Here is a 16,920-nt window from a genome sequence, read left to right on the forward strand (position 1 = left end):
TCAGTAGGTCGTGGGTTCGACTCCTATCGCCGGCACCATGGCTTTTCCGGAGGGGTAGCGAAGTGGCTAAACGCGGCGGACTGTAAATCCGCTCCTTAGGGTTCGGCGGTTCGAATCCGTCCCCCTCCACCAGTTTTTTATTCATAGGGGCATAGTTTAACGGTAGAATAGAGGTCTCCAAAACCTTTGATGTGGGTTCGATTCCTACTGCCCCTGCCAATTTTCGAGGTACTCGTTATCAAACACTGCTATGATTACATATAGTGGCGATTGTGGCGAAGTGGTTAACGCACCGGATTGTGGTTCCGGCATTCGTNATTAATTAATTTCATGGCGGTTGTGGCGAAGTGGTTAACGCACCTGATTGTGGTTCAGGCATTCGTGGGTTCGATTCCCATCAGTCGCCCCATTTAATTTAAAACAATAAAATATATAGTAATATGGCGGTTGTGGCGAAGTGGTTAACGCACCTGATTGTGGGTCAGGCATTCGTGGGTTCGATTCCCATCAGCCGCCCCATTTATATATTTAACTTATGGGGTATAGCCAAGCGGTAAGGCAACGGATTTTGATTCCGTCACGCCCTGGTTCTAATCCAGGTACCCGAGCCATTTATTGCGGAAGTAGTTCAGTGGTAGAACACCACCTTGCCAAGGTGGGGGTCGCGAGTTCGAACCTCGTCTTCCGCTCCAATTATTATGGCGGCATAGCCAAGTGGTAAGGCACAGGTCTGCAACACCTTTATCACCGGTTCAAATCCGGTTGCCGCCTCCATAATTTATTTCTTAATCGGATTTTCCGATTTTTTTTATCTCCATTATGCCGGTGTGGCGGAATTGGCAGACGCGCACGACTCAAAATCGTGTTCCTTTGGAGTGTCGGTTCGACCCCGACCACCGGTATCATATTTAGTAAAGAATCCTTGATTACAAGGGTTCTTTTTTTGTTTGTAGAAAACATTTAAGATCCTCTCAAAATGTATTTTTTGAGAGGATTTTTTTATACGAACCATAGATTGCTTATACATAGTACAGAATTTTAAATAATATTAGTCTAAAACTCTTTTATATCATATGTGAATTTAAAATTTCAAAAAAAGCATTTCTCAAAATATGATCGAAAGCCAACAAAGATTGATTTGTATGCTTTTTTAATGAGTGATATGGTAGAAATCAATAATAACAAGGGGGTGACGAGATGAAAAAGTAATGGCGAGTTTGTTGCGTTCAATTTTATTTGTTGCTGGTCCATTTAGGATTATTAATAAAAGGTAGCATTAAGCTACCCTTAATTTATTTCACCACTTTCTAATTTTTTGTTTAAAGCTATATAATCCTTTTTGGAAAAGGTTACTGTTACTCTATCCAATCTATTTCCACCCGGATATAAAAGTAATTGCTGATTAAATTTTATACCTAAAGGTCCAACCGTTTGATAAATAAGATTTAGAATTTTAAAACATTCCAAATCTACTCCTTCTTTCAAATGATTTTTAATATTAATAGTAACCACATCTTCAACTTCAATAAATCTAGGTTTTCGAGGAGAAATATTGTGTGCTTTACAAAGTCTTTTTAGAAAATTTTGATAATAATCTTGTTGTTCCATTTAGACCACCTCTCTTTACATGTTATCATTATAAAGTGAGAAAGAATATAGAAATGAAGGTTATGGCTAACTCAGCTAAAAAGCAAAGTGGGTTATTTAAATGGAAAGAATGTTTTCCTTTTACCTGGGTAGTCTTCGCGGCTTTAGCATGAGTAGTAATGGTTAAATTATTGTAGGAAAAGACATAATGCCTGATAAGTAGCATTTACGATGAATAGAGAGGATATGATTATGAACAGACACTTTTTTATTGCAGTTCCACTTCCTTCATACATTAAAGCAGCTCTTAAAGTGAGATGTGAAGGAATGAAGACAGATTTTCATTTTAAACGATGGGTTCATCAGGAAGATTATCATATCACATTGGCTTTTTTAGGTCATGCGGATGAAGAGCAATTACAGGATGTGATGGTTGAAATGGAAAAAAATCTTCAGAATGTTCCTCCATTCGAATTAATAATTCAAGGATTCAATACTTTTGGAAGAAGAGAATATCCAAGAATTTTATGGGTGGATCTGCTCGAATCTGAGCAATTAAATTTTGTGAGAGACATAGTATACCGTGATTGTATTAAAGCTGGATTTGAATTAGATATGAAGCCTTTTACACCACATATAACTGTTGCGAGAAAATGGGATGAGGCATTCGGTAAATTTCTATTCGAAGAATTGCTAAAAGAAGAGTTTCAGCTTCCTGAATTTCCAGTGAAAGAAGTGATTTTGTACGAATCAAGGGTAGAGGAAAACCCGAAATATTATAAAAAGGCAGTTATTCACTTAGATGACCAATAAATCTGTAAATGTATGAAGTGGTTGGTTGCATAATGTACAGACAAAGGGAAAAAGCCTACTACTATAATAATGATGAATATTAGATCAGCTCGTAAACCAAAAAGAAAAGGTTTACGAGCTTTTTTGTTAAAAACATCTCACTTTTAATAATTAGTTCATCTTCCGTTCATTTAAGGATTTTATGATAAGGATGTAAAAAGGAATGGAGGAGTTAACTATGAATCTTGCATGGAAAGAAATTAAGAAGAATAAAGTAAGATTTTTAATATTAGGTTCGATTGTTTTTCTAGTTAGTTTTTTAACTTTTATTATTTCTGGTTTGGCGAATGGATTGTCACAAGATAATGCCGCTCTAATCAAGGATTTACCACAAGGTCAATTTTATATGAATAAGGATGCAGATCAAACTTATAATCTGTCAAAAATAGATAGCAGTACACAAAATGAAATATTGAGCAAAGAAAAAGATGCAGTAGCTTTTTCATTACAAATGGGCTTTTTAAATGATAAGGACAATAAGCAACAAAGCGTTGCCTTTGTTACATCTACCGAGTCAGATTTATTTGAAAATGTGAAACATAATGAAGTCGTATTAGATAGTTCAATGAAAGATAAAGGAATTAAAGTAGGAGATACATTAACGAATAATCAATTTAGTGGCAAGTTTGTAGTAAAAGGATTTGTCGACCAAAAGAAATATAGTCATGCACCTGTTGCCTATATTAATGAACAAGATTATAAAGAAATTTACCGTGTTGATGAAATGCAGATGATTTTCGCGCCAGACGGAGATTCTTCAAAAGAATTTGCTGGATTAGAATCATTTTCGAATAAAGAGTTTCTTAATACAATTCCAAGTTATAATGCAGAACAAATGTCTTTAAATATGATTGTTTGGTTTTTAATAGTCATTAGTGGGATGCTGTTTGCTATCTTCTTCTATATGATGAACGTTCAAAAAATTGGTTTATACGGAATTTTGAAAGCCATTGGTGTGAAAACGAGTAAATTATTCAAAATGATATGGACACAGATGGCTATCATTACAGTTATTTCACTTATTTTGTCGGTAGCCTTTAGCCAAGCATTTAATCTGATAGCGCCAAAAGGAATGCCTTTCACTTTAACAATTGCGACAACAACGCAATTATCGATTGTATTCTTAATTATTGGATTTATTGGTGCTACAATTTCAGGTATCCAAATTAAAAAAATTCAACCATTACAAGCGATACAGCAAGGAGAGGCTTAATATGACTTTATTTAAAATCGATGAAGTTAGAAAAACGTTTAAGAATGGCGAGATAGAGGAAGAAATACTTAAAGGCATAGATCTTTCTCTAAATGAAGGGGAAATAACTGCATTGGTCGGTGCATCTGGATCTGGTAAGAGTACACTTCTGACAATAGCTGCTGGACTTCAGCCTGCATCAGATGGGCACGTAATATTTGAAGGGAAAAATATGTCTATCATGAACTCTGAAGAGGTTCGAAAAGTACGAGCAAGTGAGTTTGGGTTTGTCTTTCAGTTTGCACACCTTGTACCTTTTCTTACAGTTGAGGAGCAACTACTGCTAATGCTAGATGTTTCGGAATCAAAATTAAAAAAGCAGGAACAAAAAAATGAAGTTAATCGAATCCTAAAATTAGTAGGGATGGATCATCGAAAAGTGGCTTATCCTTCGTCATTGTCAGGTGGCGAGAAGCAACGTATTGCCATTGCCCGAGCAATCATTCATAAACCGAAAGTTCTTTTCGCAGATGAACCAACAGCAAGCTTAGATTCACAAAGATCAAAAGAGGTTATGTTGCTAATTAGAGATTTGACTAAAACGTTAAACATTACTACTTTAATGGTGACACACGATGAAGAAATGCTTGCTTATACGGATCGTATTATAAAAATGAGCGACGGTGTCATTTTGCAAGATGCCATTTATTTAGATTGAATCGTAAAAAACACAACCACAGTTATTGATGGTTGTGTTTTTTTTGAATCAATTATGCCACGGTATAATTGCGTGACACCCGCTGAAAGAAGTTAAACAGGCTCATCACAATAATGTTAAGCTGATTTTCCGTTTCGTCTGGGCGCAATTTATAGATATTTTTAATAAGCCTAGTGTTATGTTACCAAACCACTAAACTAATGGAGCATATTATAGAAAGAAAGAGGGAGGTGATTTGAAATGGCGTTTGTCATTGCTTTATTGATAGTATTAGTTGGTTTAATAGCGGGATTCCAATTAACCGAAGGAAGGTCAGAGAAAGGGAATTACATCGTTTGGGGTATCATTACAATGATAGCGTTTGCACCGTTCTTATCTTTTGTAATTGGCGTAATGTATGGAATAGTGGTTAAAAATAGTTGGGCAACATCGATTATGATGTATTTATCTCCTATAATTTTTGTTATAGGGTTAATTATATTACTTTTAGGTATTTATAAAAATGATAAAGGAAAGTATAAATAACTAGCTATTTATCTCTGAAAAGGGGTTATTCCGTTCAGTGTGTTTTAATTATCTTAAATATAAAGGTAAAAAGCCGCGAGACTCCTACAAATTGTTTTTGGGATGAGTGTAATGAAATAATGAAAATGTAGCGAAGGAGACTATGCCTTCGTGTCCAACATCCTATTTTTTGCCCTGATGCGGCTCGTGTCTGGCCTGCGGAAAAGCATAGCGGTTTTTTACCATCTGGAAGAAGCTTTTACGATAAATGTTTATGTTAATCGAGCTTTTCGACTTACTTTACAGACCATTCTCATTAATGCCCTATGCAACGAAGGGAAGATCGTAAAGATAACATCCATTGTTTTACGCATTGGCATAGGACAGATAATAGGCTTATTTTTGTGTACGCCTGCAATAGTGATTTTTGCTAGTTGCTGCGGAGACATCATTTTTTGTTTTTTCAATTGTTTGGACATCAATGATTTATCGATATTAATAGCGGTTGCTTTATCAAAAATAGGTGTATCAACAAAAGTCGGACATAGCGTACTTACCTTGATGCCAAATTCCTCAGCCTCATAGTGAAGTGATGTCGTTAAGCCCACAACAGCATGTTTCGTAGTTTAATATGCCGTAGATATAGGAGATGGCCCCAGCCCTGCTGCTGATGATGTATTGATGATATGTCCAAAACCTTGTTCCTTCATGATTTGATAGCCAACTTGAGTACCATATATAACGCCCCATAAATTAAGATCCACAATGTTTTTCCATTCGTCCATCGACATATCATAAATTTCACCATACATAGCTATACCAGCATTATTGAATAAATAATCTAATCTTTGAAATTCCTCATATACATTTGTGATGACATGTTCAACACTTTTGTAATCGGTTACATTTAATTCAATAAATTGAGCATTTGAAGCCTCTTTATTTAGATCTGCCTCTAGCAGACGTCCATCATGTTCGTTGATATCTGCAATAATAACAAATACATTACGACCTACTAATTCTTTGCAGATAGCCCTCCCTATACCGGATACACCACCAGTAACAATCGCAACCTTTCTCATATTCATCACCTTTCGTATGAAATCCTAATGGACAGTAGCTTCCTGTAATTGAAGCTGTTCAATTACAGCTGTGTATTCTTCCACGACAAGTTCTGCTCCGTTACTATTTAAATGAACCCCATCTAACGTTAAATGTAGCCCTCTCTTTTTGGATAATCGGTCAATTCGCAAAGGATTTTTATAAAACAGTACATCTTGCATTACTCGCATAACATTGGTGTTAATATAATTCGAACTATTAACTTGATCCAAGTGATGCTCAAACACTTCTTGCATATTTAAAAAGCTAACATTTGTATACTTAGAAGAGATGGACTGAATAATAGAGGAGAGCTCTTTTAATTCCATATTTGAAGTGTTTTTAATTGTCTCTCCTATTAAAGCTGGTGTTACTAAAACAACATGTTTAGAGGATGCTAAAATCATTTCTAAACAGTTTACATAGTAATCTTTAAATTCATGATGATTTTTTGTTACTGGCTGTGCCTGCACTTTCAAAAGTTTAGCATAGACATCATTGACACCAATCCAAAGAAAGCTGAGGTCATAATAAGTAGCTAGCTTTGATTTCTCCAAACGAGTGTGTAAGCTTTTTACTGTCTCACCCGGTTTACCGAGATTATTAAATTCGATATGTGGATGTTTTGCTGTTAGTAGTTTGAAAAATGAAACTCCTGGTCGACCTTCTGTTAAGCTGTCTCCTATACATGCAATTTTCATTTATATCCCACCTTTTTTTATCTCCTTTAAAAAAATGGTTATTGCCTGGTTAAAGAGTGGCTCTAGTGCTTTAAGCTCCTGAGTATTTGTAAGCTGACATAACCCTCCTAGCCATGTGCCTAGTAGAACTGTCCACTCCTCAATATTTCCATGAACAAATTCTCCTTTATCAATTCCTTCTTGAAGAATCGTACGATAAGCACCCATCGGTACAACCGCTAAATTGTATAATTGTTGCACGGATTCAGGACTCGATTTTGGATTGGAAGCTAGCTCTTGCCCTGATCTTAATAAAGGTGTTTGGTAATGATAGAGAACATGCATAGCCATGCCATATAATTTTTCTGTTGCCGTGGAGTAGATACATTCTTTTTGCAGCCATTTGTTGTGCCAATCTTGCATTGTTTGTTGCGATAAAAGAACAAAAAGCTTTTCTTTGTTTTCAAAATGATAATAAATATGTCCTTTGCTGTAGCCTGAAGCGGTTGAAATATCTCCTACTGATGTTTGATTATAGCCTTTTTGAGAAAACAAACTAACCGCATGGTCCATAATTACAACTTTTGTTTTCTCGCTATCATAACGTCTTTTGTTCAAGGGTTTACCTCTTTTTTAGATTTGAACGGCCGTTCTAATTTAAGTATACAATATTTTACTAATTAATGAATAGTTAAATACCTAAGTTAACATGTTTTTACAATTGCTACGGACAGTGAAGCTACAAATGTTTTATGTATCGAAAGCGTAGCGACAGGTACAGAAGTCTCTTACCATTATGCTAAGACATAATTGGTTGAAGGAAATATTTAACAATTTTTGAACTATAAATTATACTTCAAAAATCAGGAGGGGAACTATGTGGGGAGAGTAAAAGGGTTTGAATTAAATAGTCAGGAGCCTGAAAAAGCAACTGAGTTTTATGCTAAGGTTTTTGGTTGGGAAGCAGCTGCACCTAATTGGGGATTTTGGGCTGTAACAACCGGGGAAGATAAAAAATCTGGGATTAATGGCGGTATTGCTAAGGGGCCACATGACTATCCGTTTGGGACACGTATTCAAATTGAAGTGGATTCTATCGATGACGCTATTTCCAAAGCTAAACAGAATGGTGCCATCATTGTTCGTGACAAAATGGAATTCGATGAGTTTTATCTTGCCTATATGGTAGATCCAACTGGGCTTGGCTTCGGCTTAATTCAAAACAAATAGTCTAATTAATAAGTCTGTCTCTGCAAACGATTGCGGAGGCTTTTTTGTGAATACGTCGTATCTAAAAAGTTAGCATAGGAAAAGCATTTAATCTATTGAAATATGAAAAAAGCGATGAAGTGCTTGTCGCCATTCTTTTTCGTTATGAGTTGTATAAGTTGTAAGGGAGTAACCCTCGTAAATTCGAAATTCGTTATTTAGCATTGTATGTCGTCCGCGAGGAGTACGAATCATAGCGATTTTATTTTTTTGTTTAGAAAGTCTTGGTGCAAACTGTGCATCGTTAGCGTCATCAAAAAAACTATAAAGTAAACGCCAATTATGCTTTGTTTGTTCATACAGCATCCAGCCATTCGCTTCATCTCGTTCAATTTTATAAAGCTCATTACCTTCACGGTGTTGATGCCCAGCTATTAGTGGAACTGGCTTACAAGGAGCTAGTGCACCTACGCCAACATCCGAAATATATGGTTGGCCACCGAAATTAACCAGCAATAGCTGATGCATAGGTACATCCTCAATAGGAGTTTCGGCTTTATTATTGCGCCAAAACTGTGCATAGCGATTGGTTACAGAAAAGCCAAGTTCACGAAGTAGCCAACTAAATAAAATATTTAGTTCAAAGCAATTACCTCCGCGATGTTGAATAATGATTTTTTGAAAAAGGTCAGGGATAGCGAAGGAGATGCCATATTTCAAGGCAACATCTAGGTTCTCATAAGGAATGGTATGTAGATTTTTTGTTTGGAGCTGACCAAGTAGCTTAATAGATGGCTCTAAAGATCCTTGAAATTGAATAAGCTTTAAATATTGCTGTATTTGTGAATTCATAAAATCTCCTCACTTCCTTACTAAATAACATAACCGAAATGGCTTGAGAATACACGTGAATAATAGAAAGAAAATAATAGAAAAGAAGGTAAATAACTAGTAAAATGAAATTATTAACTACTATAAAGAGAGATATTTCCTATTATTTTAGTTAATAATAATGATTGTAAGGTAGGTATACGAATGACAAGCGAAATGAAATGGTTAGAAGTAAATTCATACGATGAAATGAGCAAAGTGGCAGCGGATATTTTCACTAAACAATTACAAGTAAAGTCAGCGAGTATTTTAGGATTAGCAACTGGTGGTTCTCCTGTAGGAATGTATAAGGAATTAGTGAAACGCCAACAAGCTGGAAATATATCTTTTAGCGATGTGATTACCTTTAACCTTGATGAATATGTAGGTCTCGATCAATCAAGTCCGGCAAGCTATTGGACATTTATGCATGAGAACTTATTCAATCATGTTGATATTAAGGAAGAAAATATACATTTACCAAATGGTAAGGCAGAAGATTTAGATGCTGAGTGTGCGGCCTATGATGCTCGAATTAAGGAAGCGGGAGGAATTGATCTACAGCTTCTAGGCATTGGCGTTAACGGGCATATTGGCTTTAACGAACCAGGCACATCTTTTGATACAATGACTAATATTGTAGAATTAACTGAATCTACACGCACCGAAAATGCAATTTATTTTGATAACTCTAAAGATGTACCGACACATGCTATTACGATGGGCATTCAATCTATTATGAAAGCCAAGGAAATCGTGTTAATTGCATTTGGTGAAAAAAAACTAGAGGCTATAGAAAAATTAAAAAGTGGTATCATCACTGAAGATTTCCCAGCAAGCCAATTATTAAATCATCCAAATGTAACGATTATTTACGGCGGAACAAAATAAAAATTAAGCGTAGACTTTATATTATTTGAAGTCTACGCCTTTTTTTTTGAATTCGAAGGGACGGGGATAGGAATCAGAGCGACGGATAGAATCGGCAAAGCGACGGATAGAACAGGCAAAATCGTGGATAGGACAGGCAAAATCGTGGATAGGACACCAAAATCGCGGATAGGACAGGCAAAATCGTGGATAGGACAGACAAAATCGTGGATAGGACAGACAAAATCGTGGATAGGACAGACAAAATCGTGGATAGAACAGACAAAATCGTGGATAGAGCAGTCAATGTTGTGGATAGCCCGCCAAAGAAGGAGCATTCACCTAGAAATTTAGCTGTCATAGATATTAGCTTCGCCATTAATCAATGCTACAATAGTTTCTATATGCTAGAATGAGAAAAACAATAGGAGGGGTTAGGGTGAAAAGCACCGTACCACATTTACAAAAGGGCGATACAGTTGGTCTTGTGGCTTTATCAAGTCAAGTAGAGTCCGAAAAGCTAGGAATTGCAATAGCCTTTCTTGAAGAGTTAGGTCTTAACTATATAATTGGGGATACCATTCAGGCAAAGCACGATTACCTGGCAGGTAGTGATGAAGAGCGTCTGGCTGACTTTCATGAGATGGTCAGAAATCCAGAGGTGAAGGCAATCTTTTGTGTTAAGGGGGGCTATGGCTCTGCACGCATTGCGGAGAAGATTGACTACGGACTACTTGAGGAAAATCCAAAAGTCTTCTGGGGCTTCTCTGATCTTACATATTTACATTGCGCGATTAACGAATATGCTAGTTTAGTGACGTTTCATGGACCGCTCCTTATGTCTGTAGATAGAATAGATGATTTATCAAAGAAAATGTTTTTACAGTTATTTTCACCGATGGAATTACAGTTTACGGAGGATATTGCCCCGTTAACAACGATTGCAACTGGTGTTGCTCGTGGTCAGATTATTGGTGGCAATTTACGTCGTCTTGTTAACACATTAGGTACAAAATTTGAAGTTCGCACGGAAGATCGAATTTTATTGATTGAGGACCTTGGAGAAACTATTCCAAAAATCGATGAGAATCTACAGCAGTTAAAGCAAGCTAGAAAGCTTGAGCAATTAGCAGGTGTTATTATCGGCTCCTTTACGCAAACAGAAGCGGATGAAGCGGCACTAATGACTTTAATGAAGGACTATTTTGCGGATTTAGACGTTCCGGTTGTAGCAGGCTTTAAAATTGGTCATGATTCAACGAATATTGCTATTCCATTAGGCGTAGATGCTATTTTAGATGCACAGGAAAAGGTACTAAAGATTTTGCCTGGTGTGCATTAAAAGAAGCGCTCAGCACTTTATATTGTGCTGAGCGCTTTATTTTATAGGAACGTTTAGGCTATTAATAAGGCTCTGCGTCATGGCCTTTATCTACAGCCTTTTTAGGCGCTTTATCACCATCAATATTACCAAGTGGCTTTAATGAAGAAGAATCATTCTGAGCTTTTTGCAACCCTTCTTTTAACAAGCGACCATACTCCTCATCTGCTTCCTCCGCTAATGCAATCATCGCTTCTTGAATGGCTATATGACAGACTGCTAAATCACGAATTAAGTTTTCAAGCAGCTCATCTCGCTCCCATTGCTCAAAATTGCGATACGTTTCGCCAGCTTGCTTCGTATTACTTTGACGATCAATGGATTCCCGAACGAGATTACCTTCCACGAGTGGTGTATATTCTTTAGCCGATTGAGTAGCTTCCTTTAAACCATTTAACATCGACGGCTCATAGTTAATATGAGGATTTTGCCCAGGAGCTAAATCTCGCTTGTACATCATTTGACCACCGTTTTGATTGGTTGCCACTCGTTTTTTAGGAGCATTGATAGGAAGTTGTAAATAGTTTGCACCTACACGATGACGCTGTGTATCAGAATAAGAGAAGGTACGACCTTGTAGCATTTTATCGTCCGAGAAATCCAGTCCGTCCACTAGCACACCTGTACCGAAAGCGACCTGTTCAACTTCAGCAAAATAATCTTCTGGATTTTTATTTAACACCATCTTACCAACTGGATACCACGGGAATTGATCATTAGGCCAAAGCTTTGTATCATCTAACGGATCAAAATCAAGCTCTGGATGTGGACCATCCTCCATAATTTGGACGTTTAGCTCCCATTCAGGATAATCCTCATTTTCAATCGCATCGTATAAATCTTGTGTGGCATGATTGAAGTTTTTCTTTTGGATATCTTCTGCTTCTTTTTGTGTTAAGTTTTTAATGCCCTGTAAAGGTTCCCAATGATATTTTACAAGGACAGCTTTGCCTTCACTATTGACCCATTTATACGTATTGACGCCAGAGCCTTGCATCATTCGATAATTAGCAGGAATACCCCATGGTGAATAAATGAATGTCACCATATGGAAGGATTCTGGTGAACTTGCACAAAAATCAAAAAAGCGTTCAACGTCCTGAATATTTGTAATGGGATCAGGCTTAAAGGCGTGAATCATATCAGGGAATTTCATTGCATCGCGGATAAAGAAGATTTTTAAATTATTGCCGACTAAATCCCAGTTACCATCCTCAGTATAGAATTTTACAGCAAAGCCTCGTGGATCACGTAATGTCTCTGGTGAATGACCACCATGAATAACTGTTGAGAAGCGCACAAAAACAGGCGTCTGCTTCCCCTTTTCCTGAAATACTTTTGCCCTTGTATACTTTGAAATAGGATCATCCCCAACAACACCATATGTCTCAAAATAGCCATGCGCCCCTGCACCACGTGCATGAACAACACGCTCAGGAACTCTTTCCCGGTCAAAGTGACTTATTTTTTCTATAAAATCATAGTTTTCAAGGGTTGCAGGACCTCGATTACTGACAGTTCGTATATTTTGATTGTTAGTAATAGGGTGCCCCTGTCGATTTGTCAAAGTCATGTCATGCTCGTTTGTTGAATCATGTTGGTTTGTCATTGTTTAACCCCTTTCTTTTGATGTCTACATTCTGTCCAGGTTAGGGGAGAACTAGTCATGAAAAAACACTTAGCACACGAGATGAGTGAGAGTCAACTAAAGCGAATTATCAAAATATGTTTACCAAGAGTGTTCGTTAATATTGAAACACCTTGGATTTTTTTATTAATTTGAAGAGATAGAAAATGCTACATAATGGATTAAAATATATTGGGTTTTTTTATTATGACTTTTCGATGGAGTCTTATTGCTAAGATGGTTTCTTCATGATGAAATATGATTAGATCAATTAATTGCCTTTGCAATAGGGTTTATTTTCTACATTACTTCTTTATTCGTTAATGCAAGGTGAGGTAATTATATGCACATAAAAAGCTCTCCTACACACAAGTTGTATGAGAGCTATTGGATGGCGTTTTCAAATAATAGTCAAGTTGTTTGAGTATGGCCATTGCTTATAGTTGGTTATTAGTCATTGGTCATACAGTAACAGGTAACTTGTCATAGGTTTCGTTTGAGTTAGCTCCAAAAAGCTAGTTTTGAAAACAGCACATCCAATTCGATATGAAGTCTCAACGACCCCATAAATATATTGTATACAGTTTCAGGGAAATCGTCTATGTAATAGAACTTTAAACCATGGCTAATGCAAAATAGATCCCTTGACTTAGAGTTTACTCTAACAAATATAATACAAACATCTTTATTGAGGGGAGATGTTTTAATTTGAATACACGAGTAATTGTAACTCGATACGGAGGACCTCAGGTTATTGAAGTGATAGAGGAGCCATTACGAAAACCTAAAAGAGGAGAAATTCGCGTTAAGGTCCAAGCTGCTGGTGTTGCACTTGCGGATATTATGAGGAGAGAGGGAAAAGTTCCGCTAACTCCTATACCTCCTTTTACGCCAGGATACGACACTATTGGAATTGTTGATGAGTTGGGAGAAGGCGTACAAAAATATTTGATAGGGGATAAGGTAGCCGTCTTTTTTAACGGTACGGGTGGCTATGCATCTTATGTGTACGCGATGGACGATGAGGTTGTCGGAATTCCTGCTCATATCGATTCCATAACGGCGGTTGCTGTGATCTTAAATTATGTGACAGCCTATCAAATGCTTCACCGGATTGCAAAGGTAGCTGAAGGGGAACGTATCCTTACTCACGGAGCGAGTGGAGGGGTTGGTACTGCATTGCTTGAGCTTGGAAAGTTAGCGAGATTAGAAATGTATGGCACAGCTTCCTTGGCTAAACATTCAATTGTATCCCATTTCGGCGCCATGCCTATTGACTATCGAAACGAAGATTTTGTAGATATTCTTAGTATCCAGGCTCCTGAAGGTATGGATGTTGTATTTGATCCAATAGGAGGTCGGAATTATGAGCGTTCGATGAAAACCTTAAGCAAGAATGGACGATTCATAGGTTACGGCTATACTTCGATTCTTCAGGAAGGAGATTCAGAAGAGTGGACCAAAGAATGGGGCAGGTTGGCTGAAGATCAAACTACAGAGAAAGGTAATCCTGCCTATCTTTACTCTATAACCTCTTTAAAAAAAGAAAGATTAGATTGGTTTCAGGAAGATGTTCGGTTCCTTCTCTCATTGTTAGAGGAAGGGCAAATCAATCCTTTGATTTCTTACAGACTTCCATTAAGGGAAGCGGCACATGCACAAGAATTACTTGAAAATTCATTATCGGTAGGAAAGGTTGTTCTTATATGTGAATGAAAGGGGACAAAAACTTAATGTACTCGATTGGTGAAGTATCGAAATTAACAGGTATTTCTACATATACACTACGTTATTACGAAAAAATGGGTCTCTTACCTAATCCTTATCGTATGGATGGGAAACAAAACGGGATTCGGCAATATAATGATCAGGATCTTCGCTTTATTCAATTTATTTATGGATTAAAGCAAACAGGAATGAAGCTAAAGGATATTGCTTTATTTGTTGAAGATGGATGTCTGTTAACACAAAATGATCAAGAAATAGAAAATATCCAGGATATTTTACACAAACGGATTGAACTATTAAATAAACATGTTAATCTACTAGAGCAGCAATTGGAGCAATTGGGAAACGTGATGACTCTTGCAAATGAGAAAAGAAGTTTTTACTTAGAGATGCTAAATGAACAGACTTCAAAACCAGTAAAGCATTTTAAATGACTTGGCAAGAGATACCCTTGCTCCTAAGTGGATTGCTTGTAGAAGAACAATAAATATACTACCAAAAAGCGTTTAACCACAGCGGTTGAACGCTTTTTTTACGAAAGGTTCAAAAAAGAAGTGATTCTTGCCTTACCCATTTAATTCAATATGCAATACAAATCTTAATTAAAGATGTCGAAAAATGACGAAAATTAATTGTGGTAATATAAACCTTTATTTGTCAGAATTGTAATAAGAGGATGTGGGATTGTAATTTAGGTGTTTTTTGTGCTATAAATTCTATTTCATTAAATCTAAAAAAGTATATTTTTATTGATATGCATTCGGAGGGAATAAAGGTAATGAAGAAAGTTTTATTATTACTACTAGCAGTTATACTAGTTGGATGTTCTGGAGAAGGAACAGAGAAGAAAAAAGAGGCAGAAAAAAAAGAGATCGTTACAGTAAAATTTGAAGAAGTTGATTCTGAATCAAAAGCTACGGTAGAAAAGTTTGCTAAAGATTACAATGCTGCCGTTGATTTATTTAAACAGGTTCAACCGGTAGAATTAGTGAAGATTCCAGAACCGGTAACTAATGAACTTAATGATTTCTCACAAATCTTATTGGATACTGATTTTAAAGAATATAAGGGCCATTACAAACTAGTTGCTAAATATAATAAGGATAAAAAAATAATTGGATATAATGTTTCTGTAGAAGGACTTCCTGAAAAAGAAGTAAATGAAGAGGGAGACGAATGGCAAGAAGGAATAACTTCCGCTGTATTAGTTGCTCAAGTACTAGGATTAGATTTAGATAAATTTAGTGAATCCTTAGGTATAGCTGAGGAGAAGAAAGGCACTCATTCATATACGGATTCTAAATATAAGGTAACTAATCTATTTGCTGATCTAAAATCAGGAAAATTTGAATTTAATTTTGAGTTAACTAAGTAGACCAATAGCATCTCTTATGAACTGCACCTCAATTGTGTTTAACAATTGCAATGCAGTTCAAGGGATGCTTTTTTGCTGTATTTATTTTAATTGTTTTAGAGCTTGAAATTAAAATAACGAAAATTATCGAAGTTAATTGCAATGTCAACAGACTCTCTGTGAAATGTGTGTAGTTGAATGGCGAACTTATTTAAGATTTTAATTCGTTATTCCTATATACATACTCGTCCTACTTTTTATTAGCTTAAATCTTGATATACAAGCCTTTATTTATTAAGAAGCCATGAAAACTCGGTTTGTCTTTTGTAATTGCTTCGGTGCAATTGAGCTTTTAAAATGGGTATTCAATATAGTTTTAATATCCCACAAAATCTTAATTTTTCACAAAATGTCGAAAAATAGCGAATGATAATTGTGGAAATGTAAACCTTATTTTGTCAGAATTGTAATTAGAGTAAGTCGGATAGTAATTTGGTAATTTTTCTATATAATAATTCTATTCCATTGAGTCTAATAACGTATATTTTTATTGATATGCATTCGGAGGGAATAAGGTAATGAAGAAAGCTTTATTATTACTACTAGCAGTTATGCTAGTTGGATGTTCCGGAGAGGGAACTGAGAAGAAAAAAGAGGAAGATGTAAAGAAAGAAGAGGTTATAAAAGAAGAAAAAGTCGTTCCTGTAAAATTTGAAGAAGTTGATCCTGAATCAAAGGCTACGGTAGAAAAGTTTGTTAAAAAATACAATGTCAGAGTTGATTTTATTAAACAGTATCAAGAAAAAGGAATTGAGATAGCGAAAATTCAAGAACCAATAACTAGTGAACTGAATAAAGAGGAAAATACTCTCTCACAAATCTTATTGGAAACTGATTATAAAAAACATAAGGGTCATTATAAGATAGACGCTAAATATAATGAAGATAAAAAAATAATTGGTTATACTATTTCTATAGAAGGAGTCCCCGCAAACGAATTAAGTGAAAATGGAGAAGAATGGGCGGAAGGAATCATATCCACGATGGCAATTGCTGATGCACTAGGGTTGAATATAGATAAATATGACGAAGAAAGTGATATAGCTTTTGACGAGGAGAATTATACATATACTGATCCTAACACTAAGACTAATGTAACTTTTCTTTATGCTGATTGGGATTTAGGGAAATTTGAAATTAAATATGATTTAAGTAAGTAGAACAAAAGCATCCCAAAGCTGCACTCC

General features: G+C 36.1%; 17 protein-coding genes, 8 tRNA genes and 1 pseudogene. 20 read left to right on the top strand and 6 right to left on the bottom strand.

Going from position 1 to position 16,920, the window contains the following annotated elements:
* Window positions 1-48 precede the first annotated feature (48 nt).
* The 8 genes from ACZ11_RS22985 to ACZ11_RS23020 all read left to right on the top strand — a co-directional run bounded on the left by ACZ11_RS22985 (window position 49) and on the right by ACZ11_RS23020 (window position 902).
* A tRNA-Tyr gene (locus ACZ11_RS22985) sits at window positions 49-132 on the top strand.
* Between the two features lie 13 nt (window positions 133-145).
* Window positions 146-219, top strand: a tRNA-Trp gene (locus tag ACZ11_RS22990).
* A gap of 114 nt (window positions 220-333) precedes the next feature.
* Window positions 334-409, top strand: a tRNA-His gene (locus tag ACZ11_RS22995).
* 34 nt (window positions 410-443) lie between these two features.
* A tRNA-His gene (locus ACZ11_RS23000) sits at window positions 444-519 on the top strand.
* Between the two features lie 17 nt (window positions 520-536).
* Window positions 537-611: transfer RNA gene (locus ACZ11_RS23005), tRNA-Gln, on the top strand.
* A 6-nt stretch (window positions 612-617) separates the two neighbouring features.
* Window positions 618-692 (top strand) — tRNA-Gly (locus ACZ11_RS23010).
* Window positions 693-700: 8 nt separating this feature from the next.
* Window positions 701-774, top strand: a tRNA-Cys gene (locus ACZ11_RS23015).
* A 47-nt stretch (window positions 775-821) separates the two neighbouring features.
* Window positions 822-902, top strand: a tRNA-Leu gene (locus ACZ11_RS23020).
* Window positions 903-1,287: 385 nt separating this feature from the next.
* On the opposite strand, the gene ACZ11_RS23025 is transcribed toward ACZ11_RS23020, so the two are convergent.
* The gene (locus ACZ11_RS23025) at window positions 1,288-1,608 is read right to left on the bottom strand and encodes a hypothetical protein (RefSeq protein ID WP_049668877.1); all 321 of its coding nucleotides are present in this window, start codon (window positions 1,606-1,608) and stop codon (window positions 1,288-1,290) included.
* 231 nt (window positions 1,609-1,839) lie between these two features.
* Between ACZ11_RS23025 and thpR the strand changes: the two genes are divergently transcribed.
* From thpR to ACZ11_RS23045, 4 genes are all read left to right on the top strand, one after another.
* Complete coding sequence (gene thpR, locus ACZ11_RS23030) at window positions 1,840-2,400, top strand: RNA 2',3'-cyclic phosphodiesterase (RefSeq protein WP_049668878.1); 561 nt, start codon at window positions 1,840-1,842, stop codon at window positions 2,398-2,400.
* 217 nt (window positions 2,401-2,617) lie between these two features.
* Complete coding sequence (locus ACZ11_RS23035) at window positions 2,618-3,652, top strand: ABC transporter permease (protein ID WP_049668879.1); 1,035 nt, start codon at window positions 2,618-2,620, stop codon at window positions 3,650-3,652.
* A 1-nt stretch (window position 3,653) separates the two neighbouring features.
* Window positions 3,654-4,349 (top strand): ABC transporter ATP-binding protein, encoded by a 696-nt coding sequence (locus ACZ11_RS23040; protein ID WP_049668881.1) that lies wholly within the window; start codon window positions 3,654-3,656, stop codon window positions 4,347-4,349.
* A 240-nt stretch (window positions 4,350-4,589) separates the two neighbouring features.
* On the top strand, window positions 4,590-4,874 hold the full coding sequence (locus ACZ11_RS23045) for a hypothetical protein (protein ID WP_049668882.1): 285 nt from the start codon (window positions 4,590-4,592) through the stop codon (window positions 4,872-4,874).
* Window positions 4,875-5,125: 251 nt separating this feature from the next.
* Here ACZ11_RS23045 and ACZ11_RS23050 read toward each other — a convergent pair.
* The 3 genes and pseudogenes from ACZ11_RS23050 to ACZ11_RS23060 form a co-directional block, all read right to left on the bottom strand.
* A pseudogene (locus ACZ11_RS23050) lies at window positions 5,126-5,941 on the bottom strand (SDR family NAD(P)-dependent oxidoreductase).
* Between the two features lie 18 nt (window positions 5,942-5,959).
* Window positions 5,960-6,655 (bottom strand): SGNH/GDSL hydrolase family protein, encoded by a 696-nt coding sequence (locus tag ACZ11_RS23055; protein ID WP_049668883.1) that lies wholly within the window; start codon window positions 6,653-6,655, stop codon window positions 5,960-5,962.
* Window positions 6,656-7,252 (bottom strand): TetR/AcrR family transcriptional regulator, encoded by a 597-nt coding sequence (locus ACZ11_RS23060; protein ID WP_049668884.1) that lies wholly within the window; start codon window positions 7,250-7,252, stop codon window positions 6,656-6,658.
* A 261-nt stretch (window positions 7,253-7,513) separates the two neighbouring features.
* Here ACZ11_RS23060 and ACZ11_RS23065 point away from each other — a divergent pair, with 261 nt between their 5' ends.
* Window positions 7,514-7,864, top strand: coding sequence for a VOC family protein (locus ACZ11_RS23065; protein ID WP_049668885.1), 351 nt, complete (start codon window positions 7,514-7,516; stop codon window positions 7,862-7,864).
* 87 nt (window positions 7,865-7,951) lie between these two features.
* Here ACZ11_RS23065 and ACZ11_RS23070 read toward each other — a convergent pair whose 3' ends face one another.
* Window positions 7,952-8,695 carry an arylamine N-acetyltransferase family protein gene (locus ACZ11_RS23070; protein WP_049668886.1) on the bottom strand — a complete coding sequence of 248 codons (744 nt, stop codon included), beginning with the start codon at window positions 8,693-8,695 and terminating at the stop codon, window positions 7,952-7,954.
* A 195-nt stretch (window positions 8,696-8,890) separates the two neighbouring features.
* On the opposite strand from ACZ11_RS23070, the gene nagB reads away from it, so the two are divergent.
* The 3 genes from nagB to ACZ11_RS23085 all read left to right on the top strand — a co-directional run bounded on the left by nagB (window position 8,891) and on the right by ACZ11_RS23085 (window position 10,925).
* Complete coding sequence (nagB, locus tag ACZ11_RS23075; RefSeq protein ID WP_049669172.1) at window positions 8,891-9,604, top strand: glucosamine-6-phosphate deaminase; 714 nt, start codon at window positions 8,891-8,893, stop codon at window positions 9,602-9,604.
* Between the two features lie 185 nt (window positions 9,605-9,789).
* Complete coding sequence (locus tag ACZ11_RS26745) at window positions 9,790-9,999, top strand: hypothetical protein (RefSeq protein ID WP_049668887.1); 210 nt, start codon at window positions 9,790-9,792, stop codon at window positions 9,997-9,999.
* A 23-nt stretch (window positions 10,000-10,022) separates the two neighbouring features.
* Window positions 10,023-10,925, top strand: a complete 903-nt coding sequence (locus tag ACZ11_RS23085) for a S66 peptidase family protein (protein ID WP_082172874.1) — start codon at window positions 10,023-10,025, stop codon at window positions 10,923-10,925.
* 61 nt (window positions 10,926-10,986) lie between these two features.
* On the opposite strand, the gene ACZ11_RS23090 is transcribed toward ACZ11_RS23085, so the two are convergent.
* Window positions 10,987-12,573 (bottom strand): catalase, encoded by a 1,587-nt coding sequence (locus ACZ11_RS23090; protein WP_049668889.1) that lies wholly within the window; start codon window positions 12,571-12,573, stop codon window positions 10,987-10,989.
* A 726-nt stretch (window positions 12,574-13,299) separates the two neighbouring features.
* Here ACZ11_RS23090 and ACZ11_RS23095 point away from each other — a divergent pair.
* The 4 genes from ACZ11_RS23095 to ACZ11_RS23110 all read left to right on the top strand — a co-directional run bounded on the left by ACZ11_RS23095 (window position 13,300) and on the right by ACZ11_RS23110 (window position 16,893).
* On the top strand, window positions 13,300-14,307 hold the full coding sequence (locus ACZ11_RS23095; RefSeq protein WP_049668890.1) for a medium chain dehydrogenase/reductase family protein: 1,008 nt from the start codon (window positions 13,300-13,302) through the stop codon (window positions 14,305-14,307).
* 17 nt (window positions 14,308-14,324) lie between these two features.
* Window positions 14,325-14,753, top strand: coding sequence for a MerR family transcriptional regulator (locus ACZ11_RS23100; RefSeq protein ID WP_049668891.1), 429 nt, complete (start codon window positions 14,325-14,327; stop codon window positions 14,751-14,753).
* 344 nt (window positions 14,754-15,097) lie between these two features.
* Window positions 15,098-15,694: a hypothetical protein gene (locus tag ACZ11_RS23105; protein ID WP_134008471.1), complete on the top strand. Its 597-nt coding sequence runs from the start codon at window positions 15,098-15,100 to the stop codon at window positions 15,692-15,694.
* 557 nt (window positions 15,695-16,251) lie between these two features.
* Window positions 16,252-16,893: a hypothetical protein gene (locus ACZ11_RS23110; RefSeq protein WP_049668893.1), complete on the top strand. Its 642-nt coding sequence runs from the start codon at window positions 16,252-16,254 to the stop codon at window positions 16,891-16,893.
* Window positions 16,894-16,920 lie beyond the last annotated feature (27 nt).

Source organism: Lysinibacillus xylanilyticus (assembly GCF_001183605.1).
In the GTDB taxonomy this organism is placed as follows: Bacteria; Bacillota; Bacilli; order Bacillales_A; family Planococcaceae; genus Lysinibacillus; species Lysinibacillus xylanilyticus.

What these genes read in the sequence shown, in the direction of transcription:
- ACZ11_RS23025 (WP_049668877.1), bottom strand. Translation starts at nt 1,608, where the DNA reads ATGGAACAACAAGATTATTATCAAAATTTTCTAAAAAGACTTTGTAAA.
- thpR (WP_049668878.1), top strand. Translation starts at nt 1,840, where the DNA reads ATGAACAGACACTTTTTTATTGCAGTTCCACTTCCTTCATACATTAAA.
- ACZ11_RS23035 (WP_049668879.1), top strand. Translation starts at nt 2,618, where the DNA reads ATGAATCTTGCATGGAAAGAAATTAAGAAGAATAAAGTAAGATTTTTA.
- ACZ11_RS23040 (WP_049668881.1), top strand. Translation starts at nt 3,654, where the DNA reads ATGACTTTATTTAAAATCGATGAAGTTAGAAAAACGTTTAAGAATGGC.
- ACZ11_RS23045 (WP_049668882.1), top strand. Translation starts at nt 4,590, where the DNA reads ATGGCGTTTGTCATTGCTTTATTGATAGTATTAGTTGGTTTAATAGCG.
- ACZ11_RS23055 (WP_049668883.1), bottom strand. Translation starts at nt 6,655, where the DNA reads ATGAAAATTGCATGTATAGGAGACAGCTTAACAGAAGGTCGACCAGGA.
- ACZ11_RS23070 (WP_049668886.1), bottom strand. Translation starts at nt 8,695, where the DNA reads ATGAATTCACAAATACAGCAATATTTAAAGCTTATTCAATTTCAAGGA.
- nagB (WP_049669172.1), top strand. Translation starts at nt 8,891, where the DNA reads ATGAAATGGTTAGAAGTAAATTCATACGATGAAATGAGCAAAGTGGCA.
- ACZ11_RS23090 (WP_049668889.1), bottom strand. Translation starts at nt 12,573, where the DNA reads ATGACAAACCAACATGATTCAACAAACGAGCATGACATGACTTTGACA.
- ACZ11_RS23100 (WP_049668891.1), top strand. Translation starts at nt 14,325, where the DNA reads ATGTACTCGATTGGTGAAGTATCGAAATTAACAGGTATTTCTACATAT.
- ACZ11_RS23105 (WP_134008471.1), top strand. Translation starts at nt 15,098, where the DNA reads ATGAAGAAAGTTTTATTATTACTACTAGCAGTTATACTAGTTGGATGT.
- ACZ11_RS23110 (WP_049668893.1), top strand. Translation starts at nt 16,252, where the DNA reads ATGAAGAAAGCTTTATTATTACTACTAGCAGTTATGCTAGTTGGATGT.